Here is a 605-nt window from a genome sequence, read left to right on the forward strand (position 1 = left end):
GCCTACGACAAGGACAGCCCCCGGCGGCAGCTGTTGAGGGTTTCGGTAGCAGGTCGCATCGATCTGACAGATCGAGGCCGGTACTGCGTGGCTGTAGCCTGGAACGATCGGACGTTGAAACGGACCGGTCGCAATAACAACATGGCGCGCCCTGATCGGGCCGTTTGCGGTTTCGAGATGATAGGCTGCGCCGCGGTCATCGCGGGAGAGGCCAGTTACTTCAACGCCGGTGCGCACTGGCGCTTCTATCTCAGCGGCGTAGTCTACGAGAAAGCGCAAGACCTCTGAATGATGAACAAACCCGTCCGGCTCGGTCCCTGCATATGGCTTCCCTGGCAAGTCGAGCCAGCGGTTTGGTAGCTGGAACCGTAACGAGTCCCAACGTTCAGACCGCCATCGCTCGGCCACTGTAAACCGTTCGAGAACGATGTGCTGTCGACCGCGCTGACGCAAATGATAGCTCATGGCCAGTCCCGCCTGGCCACCGCCTATGATGACTGTGTCATGTTCCTCGTACAAGCTTTCGAGGCTGACTCGTGCGCCACCCAAGGCTGGTCGGTCTCGAGACTTTCGGTCAAATATGGGTCGTATGTTCACGCCTGGCG

Annotated in this window: 1 protein-coding gene; it reads left to right on the plus strand. The window is 59.5% G+C overall.

Annotation, left to right across the window (positions count from 1 at the left end; translation table 11 throughout):
* On the plus strand, positions 1–288 hold a 288-nt coding region (locus tag EOA29_RS43630), incomplete at its 5' end, for a hypothetical protein (RefSeq protein ID WP_245468836.1).
* Between the last annotated feature and the right edge of the window lie 317 nt (positions 289–605).

This window comes from Mesorhizobium sp. M1E.F.Ca.ET.063.01.1.1 (assembly GCF_003998155.1).
Taxonomy (GTDB): domain Bacteria; phylum Pseudomonadota; class Alphaproteobacteria; order Rhizobiales; family Rhizobiaceae; genus Mesorhizobium.